The following is an 18693-nucleotide window of genomic DNA, read 5'->3' as shown; positions in this document are numbered from 1 at the left end:
AGCAAGCCCGCTCCCACAAGATGGGAGGTGTTCGGAGTGTTATAGGTCCAACACCAGCACCGCTGTCTTCGACCGCGAACAGCAAGGCGTGAACTGATCGTTGCACGCCTGTTCGGCCTCGGTGAGGAACAGGTCGCGATGGTCCGGCACGCCTTCCAGCACCCGGGTCAGGCAAGTGCCGCAGACACCTTGTTCGCAGGAAATCGGAATGTCGATGCCGTGGCTTTCCAGCACCTGCACCACGCTGCGGTCCGCCGGGATCTCGAACACCTGACCACTGCTGGCAAGCTTCACCGAAAAGCGCCCATCGTCGCGTGTGTCGGTGGGGGTGGCGGCGAAGTATTCGCGGTGCAGGCAGGTGTCGTTCCATCCCTGGGCTCTGGCGGTGTCCAGTACATGTTGCATGAAGCCGCCGGGGCCGCACACATAGAGATGTACCTCGTTATCGGGTGCCGACAGTACTCGGGCGGCATCCAGCGCCGTTTCAGGCGCTTCGTCGAAATGCAGAAACACCCGGTCGGCATACGGCGACTGGCGCAGGCGCTCCAGGAAGGCTGCCCGCTCCCGGGATCGGGCGCAGTAATGCAACTCGAACGATGCGCCACTCTGGGCCAGATGCTCGGCCATGCACAGGATCGGCGTGATGCCGATGCCTCCGGCAAACAGCAGGTGGTGTCGGGCCTGGATTGCGAGGGGAAACAGGTTGCGCGGTTCGCTGATGTGCAATCGTGCGCCCGGCAGGATCTGTTCATGCAAGCTGCGGGAACCGCCTCGTGACGTCGGGTCCTTGAGTACGCCGATGAGGTAGCGATGCCGTTCCTCCGGGTGGTTGCACAGCGAGTACTGGCGAATCAGGCCGCCGGGCAGGTGCACATCGATATGGGCGCCGGCGGTGAACGTCGGCAGCGGCCTCCCATCGACAGGTGCCAGCTCATAGCTGCAGATGTCCAGGGCTTCGTCGCGCCGGGCAGTGACCTGGACCTCGATCATGGCCGCAGCTCCCCGAGTTGAGGTTGGCGGGTGTTGGCGATCAATCCGGCCTGGGTTTCCCGTTCACGAGCGATCCAGCGCTCCAGCACCCGCCGCGATTGCACGCCGCCGGCATCGATGTTGAGCTTGAGCAGGTTACGTTGCGGGTGATCCAGCAGATTGCGCTGTTGACGCTCCAGCATTTCCAGGTCCTCGCTGAAAATCTTGCCCTGACCTTCACGAATGGTGGCAGTGAGGGCTTCGTCCTGGGGCTGGAAATTCCGGGCCATGCCCCAGAAGTACCAGATGGACGTCTCGGTTTCCGGCGTAATGAAATCCACCACGATGCTCGACGCCTTGAACTGTGGCGCCGCGTGGTAGCCACCGTTACCGGCGTGGGCGACGCCGACTTCGATCATGACATGGCTGGGTGGGGTGAAGCGGCAGATCTGCCAGCGATCCACGGGCACGTCGTCGGCCAGGTTGTTGCCACGCAGGGCCATGCGCCAGAAGGGCGGGGCCATGATGTTTTCCATGTGCCGGGCAGTAATCACTTCGTCGCCTTCCACCGTGGTAATCGGTGGCGCTTCATCGATTTCCTTCTGGCCGATGCTCGACGCGTGCACGTAGGTTTCGTGGGTCAGGTCCATCAGGTTGTCGATCATCAGACGGTAATCGCAATTGATATGAAACAGCCCCCCGCCATAGGCCCATTCGTCGCTCTCCGCCCATTCCAGCGGATGGATCAGCGCCGGATCGGCCTGTGCCTGGTCACCGGGCCAGACCCAGATAAACCCATGACGCTCCTGCACCGCAAAGGTCTTGTTGCAAGGGAAACCACGTACGCGCTGTCCCGGCATCTCGACGGTCTTGCCGTCGCACCCCATCACCAGGCCGTGATAACCGCACACCAGATTGCCGTTCTCGACATACCCCAGGGACAGCGGGGCGCCACGGTGAGGGCAGAAGTCCTCCACGGCTGCGACCTTGCCTCCGTGTCCACGGTAGAACACCATTTTTTCACCGCAGATCTGCCGGCCCAGTGGTTTGCCGGCGATTTCATCGGGGGTGCACGCAACGTACCAGGCGTTCTTGGGATACATGAGGGATCTCCAGGGCGATTTGTTTTTGTGGATCCATTAAGTCTCTTAACTAGTTTTTCTGTCAATGTTTTCCTGATGAATTCGTCGATATTGAGTTTTAATGGATCCATTGGCTCCGTGGTGGTCTGGTTGAACCAATCCGCGCGGGGTTGGCTCGAAAGATTGCGAAGCCATACTTTCACGCACCCTTGCGTTGCACTGCGGAGTGATTGATGAAGAATCAAGCGGTACTGACAGAACAAGATGTCGCGCAATTGCTGGTGGCTGCCAAGGAGCTGGCGCACCAGCGTCAATGGGCGGTGTCGGTCTGTGTCGTGGACGAAGGAGGCCATCCGTTGGGGCTGTTGCGCTTGGATGATGCTTCACCGTTATCGACCTACATTGCCCTGGAAAAAGCCCGTACCGCTGCCATGGGCCGGCGTGACAGCAAGTTTTACGAAGACATGATCAATGGTGGTCGCCATGCTTTCCTCAGCGCACCGCATCTGCATGGGATGCTCGAAGGTGGCGTGGTCATCCGGCATGACGGACGGTGCATCGGCGCCATTGGGGTATCCGGGGTCAAGGCCGAACAGGACGCCGAACTGGCGCGGCTGGCGGTGGGAACCGTGCTGCCGATGCTTTCGCCCGATGCGTGATGAGCGTCGACTGACATCAATCTCCCACGGCGCGTTTGCACAAATGTTCCAGACGCCGTCCCCCGCAGCGGTTAATCTGCTGCGAGCCAATGACTCAAGACAGGGCGACTCATGACTTCGCGTAACTGGATCGATCTCAAGCAGGACGCCACGTCCGGTATCGAGACCGTGCGTGCGCATTTCGAAGGGCATGCGTACGACCCCCATTGGCACGATGCCTACCTGGTGGGCGTGACCGAGCAGGGCGTGCAGCAGTTCCATTGCCGTCGCCAGCAGCACAACAGCACGCCGGGCCAGGTGTTCCTGCTCGAGCCGGGCGAGATTCACGACGGCAATGCCCCTCACGCCAGCGGTTTTACTTACCGAACGTTGTATCTGCAGCCCCACTGGTTGGAGCGGGAGCTGCGCTCGCTGTTCGACGTGGCGCCGGATAACGCGCAGCTCGGCTTCGCTGCCACGCTCGCACAGGACGCGCAACTGGCCCACGCCACGGCCGTTGCGTTCCAGAGCCTGCACCAGCAGGAAATCCGCATCGTACGCCAGACCGCCCTCGACACCTTGCTGGCTGACCTGACCCGGCATCTGCACTGGCGGGCCCGGATCAATCCCGATCCACGGCTACCACTGGTAGCGCAGCAGGCGCGTGATTATTTGCACAGCCACCTGGGCGATGACATCGGCCTGGATGACCTGGCACAGGCCACCGGCGTGGATCGCTTTCGCCTGACCCGTGCCTTCAAGGCCGCGTTCGGACTGGCGCCCCATGCCTATCTGATCCAATTGCGACTGGCCCGCGCCAGGCGTTTGCTGGCACGGGGCGAGAGCGTCGTGACGGTGGCCGCCTTGCTCGGGTTTGCCGATCAGAGTCACTTGGGCCGCTGGTTCCAGCGGGCCTATCGCATGACTCCTGCGCACTACCGCAAGCGCTGCTCAAACGTTCCAGACTGAACGACGCCTCATCGGGATGATCGAGCCACGATCATTCACCGAGACGTTGTTCCATGGATCAGTTACTGCCGTTTGCCTTGTTCGCGTTTGTCGCCTCCATCACCCCGGGCCCCACCAATATCCTGGTCTTGAGCCACAGCTCGCGTTTCGGCCTGCCGACTACCTTGCCGATCATCCTGGGGGCCTGCGCGGCAGCGGCGTTGCTGGTGCTGTTGGTCGGCACCGGGCTGGGGGACGTGCTGGCGCGCCATGGGACGATCCAGACAGGGCTGTCCTGGGCCGGCATCGCCTGGTTGAGTTGGATGGCCTGGCAGATTTTCAGCGCACCGGCCCAGGCCATCGACCCTGAACATCCCGTCGAAGGCCCTCGACTCGGGCTGGCTGGGGCGGCGGCGTTGCAGTTGGTCAACCCGAAAACCTGGATGATGGCCCTGGCGGTGGTCAGCGTTTTTGCCGGCAGCGAGATCGATCGCACGGCGCGGGTGCTCTGGTTGTCCCTGGCGTTCTTTGCGATTTCGATTCCTTGCATGACCGTCTGGGCCTACCTGGGGCTCGGCGCGGCGCGATTCTGCCGTTCCGCCGAGGCGATGGGCCGGTTCAACCGGGTCATGGCGGTACTGTTGCTGTTGTCGGCGTGGCTGACGCTGGTGGTGTGAGGGGCAGGGTGGTCTGCAACCCCTTGCAACGGTTGTAAGGTTCCCAAGGACAGGCGTTTCCGAGAGCATCATCCGCGCCTCGGCTCAGGTGTGTGACCTGACCGATTTCCAATCGCCCCCAAGGATGGAGGTTCACTATGTCTACCCTCGATACCCATGTCGAGTTTATCCAGGCCAGGCTGCCCGCCTGGCTGAAAAAAGCCTCACGACCCCGGCAGGAACGCTTCAGGACGCTCACCCGGCAATTACAGCGCGACAGCGACGCGCTCAACGCCTTGTTGATCGGCCTGACACCCCCGGAAATTTTTGCCGCGAACCTGTTGCAGGCCCAGCCGGAGGTGCAGGCCTGGCGTCCGGTCAACGGCAGCCGGAGCGCGGCGGAGGCGGTCCGCCGGGCGCGGGTCAAGCGTGGTCCCTACGTCACCGATCCCTCGTTGTCGGTGATCCAGGCCGCCATGCGCAATTATCCGCCGGCCGATGCGCTCACCGGCGGCGATTTCGATAAAAACGGCAAACTCTATATCCAGGGCCGACGTGGCGAGTTCACCCGCTGGGGGGCCTCCTCCGATATCCCGACACTGCCGATCACCCCTGCCAGCTTTGCGGCGCTCTGCCGGCGCGTGGACGTGGGCGGCGCGTACCAGCGCCTTCTGGAAAACCACTTGCCACGTATCGGCACCGAGGTTCCCGCCGTTGCCAAGGCCTACATCACCTATGCGCGCAGCCTGCTGGCCTATGACGCTTATGAGGCGAAACTGGACGGTCGCCTGGACGAAACCGGAGAGCGCCTGCTGGCCCATGCCGGGGTCAGGCTGCACGATAACGTCGTCGCCCTCGGCTGTGAGATCAAGTCGCTTCAGGTGCTGACGGTGCCGCTCTTCGGTGCGCGCGTGTACTGGGGGCTGGAGGGGGACGCCAAGGGCAATCGCCCGGTGGTCCTGCACTTGCCCCATGATGTGGTGGCGCCCGTCAAGCAGTTCCACAGCATCCAGGCCATGGCGGCGCATTTGACCGAACGGCTGCGCAAGCGCAGCTACCGCGAGAGCTTGATGCGTTATTTCCCGGAGCGCCTGCGGGCGCGCATCGGCGCGACCCTGCACGATCAGGTGGAGTGGGAGATCAAGGATAACCCCAATCTCTTCCAGGAGATCCATGCCCGTATCGAAGGGTGGCGCGAGGGCGAGCCGGGGGAGGGGGGAGACAGTCGTCGCGTTCGCGTTCCAACTCCCCATGTAGCCTGGGATGTAGGCGATGTGCGCGGGGATCACTGGCACGACCGCTACCGTGAATGGCGCGCCCACACGCTGGCCAACGCTTCGGCGCTGATGGTGCCGACCCGTGACCAGGATTGGCAAGCCTGGATGGCCCGGCTCGAGTATTGGGAAAGCCTGGCCGAGCGCTCGCTGATGCTCGCCGCCAGCTTCATCCCGTTTTGTGCCCCGGTGGGGATGGCGGCGGCAGCGGTGGGCGGCGTCCGCCTGATCTATGAAGTATTCGAGGGGATCCAGGCTTTCAACGAGCGGCATGCTCAGGAAGGGATCGATCACATCTTCAACGTGTTGTTCGGTATCGCCCAAGGCGCTTACCTGGGGTTCGTCGGCGGCGCAGTGGAGCCCATGCCGATGCGTGACGGTAGCACGCGACTCTGGAATGGCGATCTCACCCCGTACCGGGCGCGACGCTTGCCGCCTGTGGAAGCCGAGCAGGATGCCTGGGGTGTCTGGCGTACCGAGGACGAAGCTTGGGTACAAATCGAGGGGCATTATTACGAAGTGCAGGGCAGGCGCGATGCAATGGCTCTGCGCCTGCCCGCCGACCATCGGGGCGTGACGCCGCTTCTGGAATGGAGCCGTGGCCGCGGCTGGCAGTGGGCGCACCGCAACCCGCTGCAGCGGAACAGTCTGGAGCTGCTACGAAATTTTTCCGAGACGCCCGACGAACTGAACGACGACAGGATTCTGATCGTGCAACGGCAGGCCGGTGCCAGCGAAGATCACCTGCGGTACTTGCAAATGAACGGGCAGCCGATGCCGGCGCTGCTCGCCGATGCCCTGGATGAAGCCCGTAACTGGCAGTGGGTGCAGCAGGCCATCGGGCATTTGCGCCGTGGCGAATCGCCTGGGGCCTTGCATTATCAGATAGCCCATACACTCGCGGACTTGCCCGGCTGGCCAGGAAAACTGGCGCTGCGCTACCGGGATGGCCTGGGGGTTCATCTCCGGGGGGAAGCAGCCGCTACGCGAATCTTGGACCTGAGCAGTATGGATCTGGAGCAGGGCGCCTGGGCGGATCATATCCTCGCCGGCTTGAGCGTGGATGAGCGGGACAGGTTACTGGGGCAAAGCACCATTGGCCCGCGCCCGGCCGAGCTCAGCGACCTGTTGGCGGGGCACTGGGCCGATCATCTGGAGCGCCACGCCGGGCAGTTGAGTTCGGCCATGGTCCGACCCGATGAACTCGATCCGCTGGCGGCCCCCGTGGCTCTGGCTTTCAAGAGCCTGTCGCGCTCCATGGCCAACGAACTTGCCCGGCAATCCCATGGCCAGGAGCGGTTGCGCCTGCGGGAGGGCCGGGTGACGGGAAGCCTGGGCAAACTGTGCGCGCAGGCTCAGGATGAACTGCGCCTGACCCGGGTCCTGCGTAACCTGGAGCGTGGCGAAAGCAGTGCCGATCGGGACCGGATCGTCATGGGGCTGTTGGGTGATCTACCGGAGTTGCGGGGCAAGCTGCACCTTCGCCTGTTCTCGCGGGAGCTGGAGCAGCCGCTGGAAATGGGCGCGGACGGGCCGTTGAAAGTCATTCGTCAGGACGGTGAAGAATACCTTTCTTTCGACCAGGAAGGCGTTGAGCTGGCTGCGGTTCGGAGCCTGGAGGAAGCCTTGCTCAGGGCGATGTCGGACGAGGCTCGCAATGCATTGGGCTTGAATATCTGGGACGCGGCCCGGTTCCGCAAGAAACTGCTCGACCTGGCCCTCGATGATCGGCAGGGCCTGCGGCCGTACCTGTCGCTCAAGCGCCTCGACGGCGGTGCATATTCCCCGCAATGGCTGAACGGGAGCCTGGGTTATCCGCTCAGTGGCCGCGGGCGGCTGCCATTGCTGCGTTGGCGTGCGAGCCTCGCGGCGCGTCTGGAACAGTTATTTCCCTACTACGCCGGTGATGCCCTGGAAAGGCTCCAGTGGAGCTTGACCGAGCAGGCCGAGCGCGAAGGTATCAGTCTGGATGATCTGGTCGCCCGGTTGGGCAATGAGTGGGCCACCCTGGATACCGCGTTGCAACAATGGGAGCTTTTCGAGGGCGTCCATCATCCCGTCGAGAATGAGTACGCACGTGCGGATGTGCTCTTCAGTCGCCAGAGCGTGGCGAAGGAAATCCGTCGTGCATGGCGGCGAGAACCCGAGCCGGGCAGGGACGACAGTGAACTGATACTGCGCCTGTCCGGATGGGATATCGGCCGGCTTCCTCCCGTCAGCGTACGTTTCGACCATATCGAGGAATTGACCCTGGCCCATATGAACCTGGACCAGGACCCCTCGGATTTCCTGAGGTTGTTCCCCAATCTCGATACGTTGCGCCTGCATGGCAATAAACTCACCGCGGTGCCCGTGGCGGTGGGAGAGTTTCCGTCGTTGATAGAGCTTGCGCTGGGGGCGAATCCGCTCAACATAGATGCCAATGTCTTTGCTCCGCTCCTGGGCGAAGATCGGGCAATCAACCTGCGGGAGCTGCACTTGTCGCAGATCAGCAGCGCAGGGGATGCAGTTGTCAGTGCCCGTATGGTCGCGGCCATCGGCCGTCTGGCCGAGCTGCCCGCGCTGCGTGAGCTGGTATGGTCGGACAACCTGAACTTCACCCTCGAGGAGCTGCAGGCCATCACCGCCTTGCCCGGACTACAGGGTTTGGATCTGGTGCGCTGCGGTCTGCGCCTGGATGAAGAGGGCAGCGCGTTCCTGCGTGCCGCCACGGACCTGCAGGATTTGCGCTTGAGTGGCAATAATTGCCGCGAACTGCCTGATCTGCCGGAACTCACATCCCTCACTGAGCTGGAGCTGGCCAACGCCGGGCTCGATCGGGTACCGCCCCTGGCGTTGAGAGTGCTCTCGAGGCCCTCGAGCGATCCGATTTTCGTTGACCTGAAAGGGAACCGCATCACCCACATCCAGGATGATCTGATCCCCGCCCTCGAGGCCATGCCAAGGGAGAATGTCCTCGGGTTGTGGTTGGAGGATAACCCGTTGCCCAGCGCTCAGATTCAGCTCCTTCGTGCCCTGGACGCCGAAGCTTTCCGTTATACCGTCGATGACTGGCTCAACATCTTTCCCGACCTTCAGCGAGCCCTGGAAGCCGCTCGCGACGACGCGGGGGGACGCCGTTTCATCGATTGGTTCAGCGGCGCCATCCGCGATGCCGATGCCGAAGCGCCCGGCGGACTGTCACTTGGCGAGCGCCAGAGGGCCGCGGCCATCCTGCAGTTCTATATCGGCTCTCCGGCGCTTTACCCGGAACTGGCCACACGGTTGGCGGATTTCGATCTGCAATTGGGCCAACTGCGTACGCGCCTGCAAGCGCGCGTCCTGGACAGGCAACCACCGGATATCGCCGAACTGGAGCTGCACTTTCTATCGTTCGAGTCGATCCAGCGCTCGCGCCTTGAACCCCAGAGCGTGCCTTTCGCGAGATTCCTGGGGGACCACTACAGCTATTGGAACCAGGTCCTGACGACCCGTTATCCCAATGCCGCGCAGCGTTACGCCGCGATTACCCGTGACGCGTACATCGACTGGCTAAGCGACGCCCAGGATACGTTCAACAGCAACGACCATGCGCCGCGGGTAGGGGAAATGACCTGGCGTCCGTACCTGGGATTGATGTCCCATGAGTGGCCCGAAGGACTGGCGATCTGGGACCGTGTTGAGGAGGACCTGGTGGATGCTTTCAGCGAGCCCGTGGACCCGTCCCGTTGGCCTCGGGTACTGCTGGATAATCTCGCCCGGCCGGAAGCAGGCCTGCCCAGTGCCCTGGAGGAAGTACCGCAAGCCAACGGAACGGTGTGGCGCCGCGTCGGCCTCGAAGGCGTGGCGGATGTGAACTGGGCCGCCGGGGAGCCGGTGATGCTCACCGAAGACCAGTTGCGGCGAACCATGGCGATCTATCGTTCGGTCAAGAGCCGGGAGATCGAAGCGTTGGTGCGTCGCCTGACGACCGAACTGGTGGATCCCTGGTGGCCATTGCGACCGGCATCGCCGGCAGCTCCAACCGCCTGATGAAGCTGCCTGCTACCGCCCAGCGGCCGTCAGGTAGCCTGGAACACCAGGGCTTTCAGGCCACAAGCGATATCGGCGTCGGGAAACTCCGGCGGATTGTCCAGGCGCCGCACGAAGGCCAGCCCCGGTGCTTCCCGGGTAACGCCTTCGATGAGGAAGTCCGGACCTGTGGCTGGATCGTTGCTGCAGGCCAGGACCGTACCCTGGGGCGCCAGCAGTTCCGGTAGCCGACGCAGCACGCGTTGGTAGTCCTTGGTCAGCAGGAAACTGCCTTTCTGGAACGTAGGCGGGTCGATAATGACCAGGTCGTAGGGGCCGTTGTTGATCACCTTACCCCAGGACTTGAACAGGTCATGCCCCAGGAAGCTGACCTGGTTCAGGTCATGGCCGTTCAGGCGATGGTTGTCGCGGCCACGACTCAGGGCCGCACGGGACATGTCCAGGTTCACCACATGCCGGGCGCCCCCTGCGATGGCCGCCACCGAGAAGCCGCAGGTGTAAGCGAACAGATTGAGCACCCGCTTGCCGTCAGCATTGGCCCTCACCCAGTCGCGACCGTAGCGCATGTCCAGGAACAGTCCATTGTTCTGCTTCTTGCCCAGGTCAATCCGATAGCGCAGGCCACCTTCGGTGAGGGTCCATTCGTCGATCGGCTCGCCCACAAGCCATTGGGTGAGGCTTTGAGGGAGGTAGCGGTGTTGCACGGCCAGGGTATGGGCGGTGCTGTGCTGCCAGGTGGGCGAGGCGGCGAGGCATCTCAGCATCGAGAGCAGGTCTTCCAACTGCGCTGGTTCGGGTTCCTTGAACAGCGAAACCAGCACAATCCCTTGCAGCCAGTCGACGGTAATCTGCTCCAGCCCAGACCAGCAACGACCACGACCATGGAACAGACGCCGGGTTTCTTCGGGTACGGACGCCAGAGCGGTCAGCAAATGCGATTGCAGGGTTTGAAGGGCTTGAGGGTTCATCAGGCAACACCAGCGATTCGAAAGGCCGGCATTTTAACCACCGGCCGTTCGGGTGCAATCACCCCCCGCTGGTGGCGAGGATACTGGCGACCTGCTGTGGTTGGCAGTTGAGATAGGCCGAGCGCTTGAGCCAGCCCGGATCCGGGTACCAGGAAAACATGAATTGCCCGCCCTTGAGCTTGTCGATGACCTGGCGCGCCACCTGGGGCCGCACGGCGGGGCAGCCCTGGCTGCGTCCGATGCGTCCCTGGCGCAGGCTCCACAGGGGATTCACGTAATCGGCGGCATGGATCACGATGGCCCGATCCCGGGCCTGGTCATTGAAGCCCGGTTCAAGGCCATCCATGCGCAGCGAATAGCCATGGGTGCCTTGATAGCTTTCCTGGGTGCGAAACAACCCGAGGCTGGACTGGTAACTGCCCAGGCGATTGGAAAATTGCGTGGCGAAGTTTTCCCCGGACTTCTGCCCATGGGCCACCAGGTCGCGCAGGACCAGCTTCTTCTGGCGCAGGTCAAAGATCCACAGACGCCGGGCCGTGGACGGTTGGGAGTAGTCGATCACCGCGAGGTGGCGAGCCTGGCGCGCACCGTTTGCAACCGCGCACTGCATCGCGCTCAAGGCACTTTTGAGCGCCTGGGGATTGAGTTCCGGCGCGGCGTGGGCGAGGCTGTTGTAAAGCGTTTGAGAATTTGCCTTGTCGGCCAGTGCCGGACTGCACAAGACACCGAGGCCTGTCACGACCAGGCAGAGTCGGCGAATGAAGGTCAGCGCGGATGAAAGGTTTCCAGGCAGAGAGAGAGTCGCGGCATCCCGTCCGTATTCGTTGGTTTGCATCATGATGGCGGGTCTTACCTGTCGCAAAGTTCACCGTCAACGAGACGGCCATGGATTGGAGTAAAGCAGTTGTTCAAAAAGTCCGTATGTTACTTGAGCCTTTTATGGCTCGCTTCGCCATTGGTCGCGACGGCCGGTGACGTTTCGTTTGGCGAACCGGTCCCGGTGAGCACTACTCTGGCGCAATTGTCGGTTAACTGTCCGACGCTGGCGGCGGGTGTCGACTTTCCGACGATGCTGAGTTTGCAGGCGTTCTATGAGCAAAACGCAGGCCAGGCCGTCTGGTCGGGCGACGAACGACTCGCGGCGCTGCGAACCCAGTTGGAGCAGCTGGCCGATGATGGGCTGGAACCGTCCCGCTACAGCTGGCCGGCCACAGACGCCTCCGGGAATGCGGCCTGTATGGACATCGCCATCAGCCAACGTTACCTGCAAGCCTTGCATGACCTGCGTTTCGGCTACTTGCCCCAGGACCGGCTGGAACCGGTGTGGAAAGCCAATCCACAGCCACAGGACCGTCAGGCCACGGTGCTGGCAATCGCCGGGGCAGGGCTGCAAGACCTGGCCGGCGCTTTCGAACAGGCCCGGCCGAGCTTGGCGTTGTATCGCAACTTGCGTCAGGTTTATGCCCGGCAACGGCAGCAGCCTATTGGCGATTGGCAGCCAGTACCCAGTGGCGCGCTGCTACAGCCGGACAAGCACGATGCTCGCGTCCCGGTCCTGGCCCAGCGGTTGTTCAACGAGGGTTATCTGAGTGAACTGCCGCCGGACCTTGACGAGCACTACGGCCCGACGCTGGTCGAAGCAATGAAAAGCTTTCAGCTCCAGCACTCGCTGCAAGCCGATGGGGTGGTCGGGCCATGGACCGTGACCGAGTTGAACATCAGCCCGGCCATGCGACGCGAACAGCTGCGCATCAACCTGGAGCGTATGCGTTGGATGGCCCAGGACCTGGAGCCGGACAGCGTCCTGGTCAACGTCGCTGCAGCCCAGTTGACGGTCTACCAGGGCGGGTTGCCGGTCTGGCAGACCCGTACCCAGGTCGGGCGAGCGGAGCGGGAAACGCCCTTGCTCAAATCCCGGGTCACGCGCCTGACGCTCAACCCCACCTGGACCATTCCCCCGACGATCCTGCGTGAAGACAAACTGCCCGAGATCCGCCGCGATCCGGAATTCCTCGGGCGGCAGAACCTGAGGATCATCGACAGGGACGGTCTGCCGCTGACGGCCGCCGATATCGACTGGGACCATCCCGGCGACCTCATGCTGCGCCAGGATCCCGGGCCGAAGAATCCGCTGGGCAAAATGGCAATCCGTTTTCCCAATCCGTTTTCGGTGTACCTGCATGACACCCCCAGCCAGGCGTTGTTCAACAAAGGGCCACGGGCGTTCAGTTCGGGCTGCGTGCGAATCGAACAAGTGATGCACCTGCGAGACCTGCTGCTCAGTCCCGCCGAACGCGCCCGCACCGACACGCTGTTGGCCAGCGAACAGACCCATGAGTTCAGGCTGGCCAGGCCCGTGTCGATCCTGATGAGCTATTGGACCGCGCAGGCCGACAGTCAGGGGCAGCCGGTGTATATCCCGGATATCTACAAGCGTGACGCTGCCCTGTCTGCTGCCGGGAGCCGTGCGCTTTAAACGGGCTGGACGCATTCGGCATCGGCGTGGGCCCATGCCGCTTCGCTCGAGCGAATAAACAACCGTTGGCCGAGGGCAAAGGCTGTTTCCAGGTGAATCGAGGGATCCAGCGTTTCCGATTCGAGCAAACGCTGAGAGCTCATCACTTGGGCACCGCAATAATCGAAGATGCCATGGTCGATCTGCGTGGTCATCGCCTCGTCATAGCCATGGCGTTGGAACGAATCGGCATCGGCACCACCGACGCCCACCAGGTGCACCCGCAAGCGTTGCAGTTGTTTGATGAACGGCTTGTCCAGACTGAAATCGAACGCCCAGCCGTTGGAGAAGACTCGGTCGATCCAGCCCTTGAGCAACGCGGGCATCGACCACCAATAAATCGGATACACCAGAACCAGCGCATCGGCACGGTCGATCCTGGCCTGTTCGGCCAGTACATCCGCGGGCGGCGAGGCTTCGCGGTGGTGTACCGCGTGGTCGGCGAACCCGAACCGTGGATCGAAGCCTTCGGCGGCCAGATCAGCGATTTCGAAGGTATCGGCGGGGTTGGCGTGGGCAATGCCCTCGGCGATTCTGGTAGCAATACTATGAGTCAGGGAGCGAGGGTTGTGATGGGCTACCACAATGAGTGCATGCATGGCGAAACTCCTGCTGTCACGCAAACCGCAAAGCGGTATGCTGGGGTTAAGTTACGTTTGGTAAGTTACTATTAGTAAGTTACGGTTGGTAAAGTAAGCATGTCAAGTCATGAGCAAAATCCATCTTCCGTTCCCCCTCGTCGTCGTCTCTCCAGGGAGGACCGGCAAAGGCAACTGCTGGACGTCGCCTGGCGATTGGTACGGGAGGAGGGCAGCGAAGCCTTGACCCTGGCGCGGCTCGCTGAACAGGCGGGGGTGACCAAGCCCATCGTGTATGACCATTTCCTTACCCGACCGGGGCTGCTGGCGGCGCTTTACCAGGATTACGATGCGCGCCAGACGGCGCTCATGGACGTCGCCCTGGAGGCGAGCGAAGCCACCCTGCAGGGGCGGGCCGCGGTCATTGCTTCGTCCTATGTCGATTGCGTGCAGCAACAGGGGCGGGAGATTCCGGGGGTCATCGCTGCGCTGGACAGTTCACCGGAGCTAGAGCGCATCAAGCGCGAATATGAGGCGATTTTCCTGGATAAATGCCGTGCCGTACTGGAGCCGTTCGCTGGCCCCAGGGGCATCGGCCAAGCGGGATTGCGGGCGATGCTCGGCGCCGCCGAAGCATTGTCCGACGCAGCAGCCAGTGGGGACATCAGCACGGACGAGGCCAAGGAAGAGCTGTTGCTGAATATTGTCGCGATGGTTGAACGAACCATCGACATTCCGGTCGCCTGACCCACCGCTATCGCGGGCAAGCCTTGCTCCCACAGGCTTGCTTCCGGATCCACCGCGCAAAGACTTGGGCGCGAGCCAGAAAAAACGAACCCCGAGCGCGTTTCCCGGTTCTTAATTATGTCCAACACGGGACACCTGGCGGGGCTGCGGTCTTGCCCATCCGACACCGCGACCAGAGGAGGCGACATGCCCAACTCCTTCCCTTCGCCCTGGTGGAAGAGCGCCGTGATCTATCAGGTATATCCCCGCTCGTTTGCCGATGCCAACGGCGATGGCATGGGAGACCTACCGGGCCTGACAGCGCGGCTGGACCATCTGCAACACCTGGGTGTGGACGCCTTGTGGCTGTCGCCGGTCTTTCGTTCGCCCATGTGCGATGCCGGCTATGACATCTGCGACTACACCGACGTCGACCCGCTGTTCGGTACTCTCGCGGATCTGGACGAGTTGATTGCCCAGGCTCACGAGCGCGGCCTGAAGGTGCTGCTCGATTTCGTGCCCAACCACACCTCCGACCAGCACCCATGGTTCATCGAGTCCCGGTCCAGCCGCGACAACCCCAAGCGCGACTGGTACATCTGGCGTGACCAGCCCAACAACTGGCGCGCCTCCATCGATGGTGGCAGTGCCTGGACCTGGGACGAAACCAGCCAGCAGTATTACCTGCATTTTTTCCTGCCCCAGCAACCCGATCTCAACTGGCATAACCCAGAGGTTGTGGCCGCCATGCACCAGGTGCTGCATTTCTGGTTGAAGCGCGGGGTGGACGGGTTTCGCATCGATGTGGTGCATTGCGTGGGCAAGGACCCGAGTTTCGCCGACGATCCGCGTTGCCTGGCGGGTGAATCCATGGTCAAGATCAACGACCAGCCCTACAGCCATGAAGTATTGCGCGGCCTGCGCCGGCTGGTGGATAGCTACCCTGGCGACCGGGTGCTGATCGGTGAGGTGAATATTCGTTCCACCGCCCAGGTAGCTGCCTATTACGGCGCCAGCGACGAATTGCACATGTCCTTCAATTTTCCGCCTTTGGACGCCCCCTGGGATCCGGTGGTGTTGCGCATGTGCATACGCGAGGTGGAAGCCGACCTCGGACCGTTGCAGGCTTGGCCGACCTGGGTGCTGTCCAATCACGACAACAGCCGTCATCGCAGCCGCTATGGCGGCTCCCTGCGCCGTGCCCGTGCGGCCGCCGTGATGTTGTTGACCTTGCGCGGCACGCCCTTCATCTACCAGGGCGAGGAACTGGGCCTGGAGGATACCGTCGTTACCGCCCGGACGCGCGTCGACCCTGGCGGGAGGGACGGCAGCCGGGCGCCATTGCCATGGACCGTCCAGGCACCCCATGGCTGGGGACCGACGCCTTGGCTGCCCTTTGCCGCGGATGCCGACGTGCTGTCAGTACAGGCCCAGGAGAGCGCCGCCGATTCCACCCTGGCGCTGTACCGACGGCTCCTGGCTTGTCGCAGGCGCAGCACGGCCTTGTGCCTGGGGGACTGGGAAGAGCTGCCGTCGCATCCACAGGTCCTGGCCTACCGGCGCCATCACGAGGCTGATGAAAGGTTGGTGTGCATCAATTTCGCCGACAGTGAACACGCCTTTCCCCTGGCCACCCCCTGGCGAGTGGAAATCGCCAGCGACGGGCAGGGCGAAGGCCAGCCGTTCAGCGGTCGATTGAACCCTGAGCAGGCGCTGATCCTGTGCCGTTGAGGAGTCTGCAATGAAAGCCAATTGGCACCGCAACACCTTGATCTACCAGATCGATCCTTCCTTGTTCTACGACAGCAATGGTGATGGCCGGGGCGACCTCAAGGGCATCATCCGCCAGCTCGATTATCTGCAGGCACTGGGGGTAGGCGCGCTCTGGCTGATGCCGCTGTACCGCTCGCCATTCAAGGATGCAGGCTACGATGTCAGCGACTTCCTGGCGCTGGACCCTCGTTTCGGCAGCGAAGAGGACTTGCGCCAGTTGATCGTCAAGGCCGGGGAGCGCGGCATACGGGTGATCCTCGAGTTGGTGGTGCAGCACACTTCCGACCAGCATCCCTGGTTCCAGCGCGCGCGGCGCGATAGAAACAGTGTCTATCGCGATTATTACCTGTGGTCCGATACCCCCGTGGACGATGGCAACCAGCCGATCTTTCCCTCGGTGGAGGACAGCATCTGGCAGTGGGACGAAGAGGCCGGACAGTATTATCGCCACCTGTTCTATCGGCATGAGCCGGACCTCAACCTTGCCAACCCGCGAGTTGTCGAGGCCATCGAACGGATCATGGTCCACTGGCTGGAGCTGGGGATCGCCGGTTTTCGCCTGGATGCCGCTTCGCACCTGGTGGAACAGGCCGGCGGCGGTGATGAGGAGCAGGGGGTCTGGCTGCTCGAAAGGCTTTACAGATGCATGACCCGTATCAACCCCGAAGGGATCTTGATGGGGGAGGTGGATGTCGAGCCAGAACGTTACAGCCACTACTTCGGAGCGGGGGATCGTCTGGGGCTGGTGCTGGATTTCTGGGTCAACAACCATATTTTCCTGGCGCTTGCCCGGGGCGAGGCGCAACCGTTGCAACGCGCCATTGCCCGCCGCCCCGCCCCGCCGGACGGCGCCCATTACGCGGTGTGGTTGCGCAATCACGACGAGCTGGACCTGGAGCGTCTGAGCGAAGAGGAGCGTGAGGAAGTGATGCAGGCCTTCGCGCCGGAGCCGGACATGCGCGTGTATGGGCGCGGGATTCGCCGGCGCCTGGCCCCCATGCTCGAAGGTGACGTGCGCCGCCAGGCACTGGCCCAGTCGCTATTGTTGTCGCTTCCCGGTACGCCAATCGTGCGCTATGGCGAGGAGATCGGCATGGGCGATGACTTGTCGCGCCCAGAGCGGCTTTCGGTGCGCACTCCCATGCAATGGAACGCCGAAGCCAACGCGGGATTTTCCTCGGCCCATCATTTGGCTGCTGCTTTGATCGAACACGGGCCGTTCGCCTATACGCACCTGAACGTCGCACGGCAGCAGGAGGACCCCGAGTCGCTGCTGGCTCGCACACGTCGCCTGCTATGGGCTCGCTCAGGGCTGTCGGAAGTGGGGAACGGCGAGGCGCAGTTGTTGACGGCAGACCATCGCGCCGTGTTCGCCATTGCCCATGTCGGCCAGGCCACTTCGGTGATGCTGGCCAATCTCGGCCCAGAGACTGTCGAGGTACGGTTGCAGACGGACCTGGAGGGCTTCGAGGAAATCGTTTCAGACAGCCCATATCCCGCGCCCGAGGGTGCCAGCATGAATCTTTATGGCTATGGTTATCGCTGGTTTCGCTACGCAGGTTCAGAACAGCAGCAGGGTGACCGCCAGGAGACCGACGACCGCCAGTAGCAATGCGGACACCTGGGTGGAGCTCAAGGCCAGTGCGTCTGCCCGTGATTGCCCGCTGAACCGGCCCTGGATCCGGTGCAGCGATTGCTGCGACTCGAACAGATTGTCCGGCCGTTGCCCGTCGTCGTCTTCCCGGGTCATCTGGCCGGACCAGGCGCTGCGGGCAAGCAGGCGGTCGAGCAGGCCGGGCATCAGGCAAGTGCCGACAATGGCCTTCACCGACGCCGCGCCCAACCACAGTTCCCTGGGCGTGCGTCGTACCACGCTGAGGATCGCCCGGGCGGCGACGTCGGGATCGTGGATGGGCGGAACCGGTTGCGGGCGCTTGTCGAGTTTATTGCGTGCCCAATCGAACTGCGGGGTATTGATGGCGGGTAGCTGGACCATGCAGACGCGGATACCGCTGCGGGCATGAAGCAGTTCGCAGCGCAGTGAGTCGGTAAACCCGCGGACGGCGAACTTGGCCCCGCAATAGGCCGCCTGCAACGGAATGGCGCGGTAGGCCAGTGCCGAGCCGACCTGGATGATCACCCCGCGATCACGCGGCTCCATGAGCGCCAGTGCCGCCATCGTACCGTGGACGGTGCCCAGGTAGGTCACCGACGTCACCCGCTGGATTTCCTCGGCGCTGAGTTGACGGACAGGGGAAAACACCGTGGTCATGGCGCAGTTGATCCAGACCTGCACCGGGCCCAGCTCGTGCTCGATGCGTCGCGCCGCTTCGAGCACGGCCGCGGCGTCGGCCACGTCGACGCCGATGCCCAGGGTCCGCGTGCCGCGCTGCTGCAGTTCATCTTCGGTGTCGGCCAGGGCTTGGGCGCCCCGGGCCAGCAGGCCGACCCGATAACCGGCGGCGGCGAACCGGTGGGCCGTCGCGCGACCGACACCGGCGCTGCCGCCGCAGATCACCACCACCGGCGGGTTTCGCTCATCCATTGCGTTTCTT

The 18693-nt window shown here is 62.9% G+C and carries 14 protein-coding genes; 8 read left to right on the top strand and 6 right to left on the bottom strand.

The features are described 5' to 3' along the window. Positions 1-39 precede the first annotated feature (39 nt). Together LCU97_RS06400 and LCU97_RS06395 are read right to left on the bottom strand one after the other, a co-directional pair. Positions 40-990 (bottom strand): PDR/VanB family oxidoreductase, encoded by a 951-nt coding sequence (locus LCU97_RS06400; RefSeq protein WP_232775911.1) that lies wholly within the window; start codon positions 988-990, stop codon positions 40-42. Further along, positions 987-2072, bottom strand: a complete 1086-nt coding sequence (locus LCU97_RS06395) for an aromatic ring-hydroxylating dioxygenase subunit alpha (protein WP_232775910.1) — start codon at positions 2070-2072, stop codon at positions 987-989. Before LCU97_RS06395 ends, LCU97_RS06400 begins: the two co-directional genes overlap by 4 nt. 212 nt (positions 2073-2284) lie before the next feature. Between LCU97_RS06395 and LCU97_RS06390 the strand changes: the two genes are divergently transcribed. The 4 genes from LCU97_RS06390 (at position 2285) to LCU97_RS06375 (ending at position 9578) form a co-directional block, all read left to right on the top strand. Continuing rightward, positions 2285-2710, top strand: coding sequence for a GlcG/HbpS family heme-binding protein (locus tag LCU97_RS06390; RefSeq protein WP_053156813.1), 426 nt, complete (start codon positions 2285-2287; stop codon positions 2708-2710). 111 nt (positions 2711-2821) lie between these two features. Next, positions 2822-3658, top strand: coding sequence for an AraC family transcriptional regulator (locus LCU97_RS06385; protein ID WP_232775909.1), 837 nt, complete (start codon positions 2822-2824; stop codon positions 3656-3658). Between the two features lie 53 nt (positions 3659-3711). Beyond that, positions 3712-4314, top strand: coding sequence for a LysE family translocator (locus tag LCU97_RS06380; protein WP_053156808.1), 603 nt, complete (start codon positions 3712-3714; stop codon positions 4312-4314). Positions 4315-4451: 137 nt separating this feature from the next. Then, on the top strand, positions 4452-9578 hold the full coding sequence (locus tag LCU97_RS06375) for a leucine-rich repeat domain-containing protein (RefSeq protein WP_232775908.1): 5127 nt from the start codon (positions 4452-4454) through the stop codon (positions 9576-9578). A 29-nt stretch (positions 9579-9607) separates the two neighbouring features. Here the strand turns inward: LCU97_RS06375 and LCU97_RS06370 are convergent, their stop codons facing one another. Both LCU97_RS06370 and LCU97_RS06365 read right to left on the bottom strand, forming a co-directional pair. Beyond that, a complete protein-coding gene (locus LCU97_RS06370; RefSeq protein ID WP_232775907.1) occupies positions 9608-10546 on the bottom strand; it encodes a class I SAM-dependent methyltransferase in 939 nt (312 codons plus the stop codon). Positions 10547-10604: 58 nt separating this feature from the next. Further along, positions 10605-11285: a murein L,D-transpeptidase catalytic domain family protein gene (locus tag LCU97_RS06365; protein ID WP_053158805.1), complete on the bottom strand. Its 681-nt coding sequence runs from the start codon at positions 11283-11285 to the stop codon at positions 10605-10607. A 165-nt stretch (positions 11286-11450) separates the two neighbouring features. Between LCU97_RS06365 and LCU97_RS06360 the strand changes: the two genes are divergently transcribed. Further along, the gene (locus LCU97_RS06360; RefSeq protein ID WP_232775906.1) at positions 11451-13022 is read left to right on the top strand and encodes a L,D-transpeptidase family protein; all 1572 of its coding nucleotides are present in this window, start codon (positions 11451-11453) and stop codon (positions 13020-13022) included. Here the strand turns inward: LCU97_RS06360 and LCU97_RS06355 are convergent. Then, a complete protein-coding gene (locus tag LCU97_RS06355; RefSeq protein ID WP_232775905.1) occupies positions 13019-13660 on the bottom strand; it encodes an NAD(P)H-dependent oxidoreductase in 642 nt (213 codons plus the stop codon). The genes LCU97_RS06360 and LCU97_RS06355 overlap by 4 nt on opposite strands. 99 nt (positions 13661-13759) lie before the next feature. On the opposite strand from LCU97_RS06355, the gene LCU97_RS06350 reads away from it, so the two are divergent. The 3 genes from LCU97_RS06350 (at position 13760) to LCU97_RS06340 (ending at position 17747) form a co-directional block, all read left to right on the top strand. Continuing rightward, complete coding sequence (locus LCU97_RS06350) at positions 13760-14386, top strand: TetR/AcrR family transcriptional regulator (RefSeq protein WP_053156795.1); 627 nt, start codon at positions 13760-13762, stop codon at positions 14384-14386. Positions 14387-14572: 186 nt separating this feature from the next. Beyond that, positions 14573-16096, top strand: coding sequence for an alpha-amylase family glycosyl hydrolase (locus LCU97_RS06345; protein WP_232775904.1), 1524 nt, complete (start codon positions 14573-14575; stop codon positions 16094-16096). A 10-nt stretch (positions 16097-16106) separates the two neighbouring features. Next, the gene (locus LCU97_RS06340) at positions 16107-17747 is read left to right on the top strand and encodes an alpha-amylase family protein (protein WP_232775903.1); all 1641 of its coding nucleotides are present in this window, start codon (positions 16107-16109) and stop codon (positions 17745-17747) included. Here the strand turns inward: LCU97_RS06340 and LCU97_RS06335 are convergent. Then, the gene (locus LCU97_RS06335; RefSeq protein ID WP_053156785.1) at positions 17700-18683 is read right to left on the bottom strand and encodes an SDR family oxidoreductase; all 984 of its coding nucleotides are present in this window, start codon (positions 18681-18683) and stop codon (positions 17700-17702) included. The two genes, LCU97_RS06340 and LCU97_RS06335, sit on opposite strands and share 48 nt — an antisense overlap. Positions 18684-18693 lie beyond the last annotated feature (10 nt).

The sequence above is a fragment of the Pseudomonas uvaldensis genome (assembly GCF_021271205.1).
Classification (GTDB): Bacteria; Pseudomonadota; Gammaproteobacteria; order Pseudomonadales; family Pseudomonadaceae; genus Aquipseudomonas; species Aquipseudomonas uvaldensis.
Note: the sequence above shows the minus strand (reverse complement) of the source record. Positions and strands in the feature narration are given on the sequence as shown.